Source organism: Chryseobacterium fluminis (genome assembly GCF_026314945.1).
Lineage (GTDB): Bacteria > Bacteroidota > Bacteroidia > Flavobacteriales > Weeksellaceae > Chryseobacterium > Chryseobacterium fluminis.
Genome location: NZ_CP111121.1, coordinates 1,309,953 through 1,314,434, shown reverse-complemented (window position 1 = coordinate 1,314,434; position 4,482 = coordinate 1,309,953). Strand labels below are relative to the sequence as shown.

Sequence of the window (4,482 nt, the reverse complement as noted above, 5' to 3'; positions counted from 1 at the left end):
CCATGAAAAAAGAAGAGATTAATAAAAAAGATATTGCAGTTATAGGAATATCGTGCAAATTTCCTCAATCAAATACTCCAGATGAGTTTTGGGAAAATTTGGCCAATGAAAACGAATTACTTCATTTTTATACCGAAGACGAACTAACAGATATTGGGATAAGTAAAGAACTCATTGCCCATCCTAATTATATTAAAGTAAATGCAGATTTAGAGAATATAGGCTCATTTGATTATTCATTTTTTGGATATACGAAAAATGAGGCAGATTGTATGGATCCTCAGACAAGAATATTGCATGAGCAGGTTTGGCTTGCATTTGAAGATGCAGGATACGACATATCTTCCTATAAAGAAAAAGTTGGAGTCTATGTTTCGATGTCAGAAAACCTAAATTGGATCATTTATAATAGAGTTAATCCCAACAAACATGTTAATTCGTTCTATCAGCAAAAGTTAATAAATAAAAGCTTTGCTCATACTTTATTATCTTATAATTTAGACTTAACAGGGCCTAGTTATTTTATTGATACCGCTTGTTCAAGTTCATTGTCTTCTATTCACATCGCTTGTAGAAATCTACTTTTAAGAGAGTGTTCTATGGCGTTGGCAGCAGGAGTTAGCATTGACAGTACAAAAAGCAAAGGGTATATTTATGAAGAAGGGATGATTGCTTCAAAAGACGGACATTGCAAAGCTTTTGATGAAAAGTCTTCAGGAGCAGTTGCAGGTAATGGAGCAGCAGTGATCGTCCTTAAGCGTTTAGAAGATGCGATCAGAGACAGAGATCATATATATGCTGTTATAAAATCATCTGCAGTCAATAATGATGGAAAAGGAAAAGTGGGATATACGGCGCCAAGTGTTACAGGACAATCTGATTGTATCAAGCTGGCTCATAAGCTGGCAAATGTTTCCTCAAATACCATCAGTTATATTGAAGCACACGGTACTGGGACCAAATTAGGAGATTCTATAGAAATTGAAGCGTTAAACAAAGCTTTTAATTACGATACAACTCACAAATGTGCTGTTGGTTCAGTAAAAACGAACATCGGGCATTTAGATGCAGCTGCCGGAATAGCCGGCTTTGTTAAAACTGCTTTGGCCATAAAAAAGAAACAGATACCCGCAACATTACATTTTTCTAAATCCAATCCTGATATCAATTTTAATTCGGGACCATTTTATGTGAATGCCCGGTTACAAGAATGGAAAAGCAATGGAGAATATCCGTTAAGAGCAGGCGTAAGTAGCTTTGGAATAGGCGGTACAAATGCTCACGTTGTGATGGAAGAGCCACCCCTTTTGAGTCAATCAAGTCAATCAAGACCATATCAATTATTAGTATATTCTGCAAAAACCCAATCTTCATTAAGTCATTATCAGGCTAATCTTCATCAGTTTTTACAAAACAACGGCAATATTGATTTAGCTGATTTAGCGTATACTCTTAAAGTGGGCAGAAAATCATTCGCACAACGAAACTTTGTGGTTTTTAAGGATAAGGATGAAGCACTCTATAGATTAAAAGAGCAGGTAAATACTGCCAGAATGCAACTTAAAAGAAATATAATCTTTATGTTTTCTGGCCAGGGAAGCCAATATTTTAATATGGCAAAAGAGGTGTATGTACACGAACAGGATTTCAGGATTTTGATGGACAGAGGATTTGAAATTTTAAAAAACCTTACCGGAGAAAATTATAAAGCCATAATAGGATATGAGAACGATGATAAAATTGAACCATTTTTAATAAATAAAACACAATACACCCAGCCATTGCTTTTCTTAATTGAATATGCTTTTGCCAGCTTGTTATTAAAATGGGGAATATCACCGAAATATATGATAGGACATAGCTTGGGTGAATATGTAGCAGCTTGTATAAGCGGAGTGTTTTCTTTTGAAGACGGTTTATCCATCCTTGTAAAAAGATCATCTTTGATGAGTAAAGTGGAAGAAGGGGACATGTTGGAGATAGGATTATCTTACGAGGTAATAAAACCGTACATCAACAGTGATATATCAGTTGCGGCTTTAAATACGAAAAATTCTGTAGTAGTATCAGGAAGCAAAAATGATATTGCGGAGTTTATAAAAGTATTGGCAGAACAGGGGATTTCATATAACATCCTAAAAACATCTCATGCTTTTCATTCAAAAATGATGGATTCTATATTGGATGATTATGAAAATGAGCTTTCTAAAATAAATTTCTCTAAGCCACAACATCCATTTATATCCAACCTTACCGGAAAAGAAATTTCTCCCGAAGAAGCAATGTCACCCAAATACTGGGTTAGACATTTAAGAGAAACAGTTCATTTTTCGGATGGGATTGACTATTTATTAAAAAAAGGAGACTCTGTCTTTATAGAAATAGGTCCGGGAAAAGCCTTGTCCACTTTCTGCCAGTTCAATGAAAATTATAAAGGAAACAATTTAACAGTAGGTTTAATAAGGCATCCGAAAGAAACAAAGGATGACAATCAGAAGCTGGCAGAATCCTTAGGGTATTTATGGAGTTCAGGGGCCGATGTCAACTGGAAAGAATATTACTCTTATGAAACCCGTAATAAGATGCCGGCACCCACTTATCGTTTTGACAAACATGTTTTTGCTTCTCATGTTAATCCGTTTGAAAAACTGGCAGGTTCTGATTTTAATAATGATAAGAAATCGATCTCAGAATGGTTTTATGAACCTTCCTGGAAAGCATCAAGACTAGTTAAAAATGTTGATCATCAATCTACGGAGAAATGTTATTTGATTTTTATGGATGATTCTGGATATGGAGAATCATTAGTGCAAAAAATAAAAAAAGAATCCGATAAAATAATTGAAGTAAGAAAAGGAGATCGTTTTCAGAAGAAATCTGATTGCCAATATGAATTGAATATCAGTGATTATAGTACTTATGAAAAGCTGTTTGCAGATTTAAAAAATCAAACAATAAAACTTACCCATATTATTCATTTATTCAATATCGACGAAATATCAACAGGCAGTACTGATAAAGAAACTTATAAGGAACTGGGTTTTTATAGTGTACTGCATATAGCTAAAAACATTCATGAACTGGAGCAAAAAGAAGCCTTGGATTTCGCAGTGGTAACCAGTAATCTGCAAAAGGTTCTTGGTAATGAAAATACAGATCCATTGAAATCGACAAACCTAGGCTTAATGAATGTAATTACGCAGGAGAACCCTCTGGTTAATTGTAGAAATATTGATGTTGTGCCTACAGATGATACAGCTGAAATTGTTGAAAATATTACTCGTGAAATTCAGGCAAAAGTTTTTGATAAGTTTGTTTCATATCGTTTAAACAGCAGATGGATAAGAAGTTATAATCCGATCCAAATAGAAAAACCACTGGAGCGCAATACAAAAATAAAAAACGGAGGAGTCTACTTAATTACCGGAGGCTTGGGAGACTTAGGATTTGTTCACGCAAAATATTTACTGGAAAAATACAATGCATCTTTAATCTTACTGGGAAGAACAGTTCTTTCATCAACAATGGACAATGAAAAACAAGTTAATTATGACCGTCTGCAAACCTTAGAAAAGCTGGGAAATGTGCAATACTATCATGCGGACATTACTAATTTAAACGATGTCCAAAAAGTTATTCAGCAGGGAGAACTTGTCTATGGACAGATCAATGGCATTATTCATACCGCCGGAATTATTAAAGGTAAATCTTTAAGAAGTATTAACTTTTTGAAAGTGGAAGATTGTGAAAAACAGTTTGAACCCAAGGTTGAGGGTGTACAGGTACTTGCAAAGATATTTAAGAACAGAACATTGGATTTTTGTTTATTTTCTTCATCATTATCTTCAGTATTAGGAGGAAAGGAATTCGGGGCTTATGCATCAGCAAATACTTTTATGGATTACTTCTCCTATACCGGGAAAATTTCCAACAGTATAAGTGTTAACTATGATGGATTGGGTTTTGAAGAAAATCCGAAAAGTGGATTACTAACTTCATTAAATATTATAGATGTTTTTGAGAGAGTTTTATCCATAGAGAATATGCCTCAAATTATTATCTCTACCAGCAGTCTGGATAAAAGGCTGTCTAAATGGGTAGATCAATTAGATACAAATTCGGATGAAAACACTGAGAATCCGGCAGAAATAATAAGTGATGAATTTGATAGATCCGGTTTAACGAATACATATACTAAACCTGATACGCCGGTTGAAGAGAAATTAAGTGAATTGTTGGAAGAATTATTTGGCTATAAGAATATTGGTGTTGAGGATGATTTCTTTGAACTGGGCGGAAATTCATTGATGGCGATCACACTATCGAACCGTATTTACAAAACTTTTAATGTAGAACTGGCAATTGAAGATTTTTTTGAGAAACCTACGATTAAAGAACTTGCCAAAGAAATTGATATGGTTAATAAGTTAATCGAGATTCAGAAAAATAGTAAAGAAAAAAAATATAAAACCGAGATATAAG

General features: G+C 34.2%; 1 protein-coding gene. It reads left to right on the top strand.

What is annotated here, in order from left to right:
• The first annotated feature begins 2 nt into the window (after window positions 1-2).
• Window positions 3-4,481 (top strand): type I polyketide synthase, encoded by a 4,479-nt coding sequence (locus tag ODZ84_RS05950; RefSeq protein WP_266176073.1) that lies wholly within the window; start codon window positions 3-5, stop codon window positions 4,479-4,481.
• Window position 4,482: the final 1 nt, after the last annotated feature.